This is a genomic window from Caballeronia sp. LZ003 (assembly GCF_031451465.1).
GTDB lineage: Bacteria > Pseudomonadota > Gammaproteobacteria > Burkholderiales > Burkholderiaceae > Caballeronia.
Window position 1 is genome coordinate 1 of record NZ_JARUXJ010000189.1, and the last position, 441, is coordinate 441.

The window sequence follows — 441 nt, forward strand, 5'->3', positions numbered from 1 at the left end:
AGAAGCACAACGTATCGGGCCGTCATGCTACGCGCTTGTTCACGCGCTCTTCGGCGATCAGGTTCTCATCAAGCTGCGCGCCGTCCAGGGCGTGCTGCGGTTCGCTCAGCAGTTCGGCGCATCGCGCCTGGAGGCGGCCTGCCGTCGCGCGAATCACTTCGGCACGCCGAGCTACAAAGCCGTCAAGCTGATCTTGCAGAAAGGCCTCGATCAGACCTCGCTGTCGATCGAACCTGTTGAATCAGGCGCGACCACCTACACCCACGGCGGCCGCTTCTGCCGCGATACCCAGACTCTCCTGATCCATTGAACATGAATCCAATTCCCGAACTCACGTCTTCACTTAAGCAATTGCGACTGTCCGGCATCCTCGACACGCTCGAAGCACGCAACCGTGAAGCCATCGACCGTAAGCTCGCCTATACCGATTTCCTGACGTTG

2 pseudogenes are annotated in these 441 nt (G+C 59.4%); both read left to right on the plus strand.

Features of this window, described 5'->3' with window-relative positions:
- Window positions 1–310: pseudogene (locus QCE79_RS39550) on the plus strand (IS21 family transposase); the annotation flags it as partial.
- Between the two features lie 2 nt (window positions 311–312).
- Window positions 313–441, plus strand: a pseudogene (locus tag QCE79_RS39555) (ATP-binding protein); the annotation flags it as partial.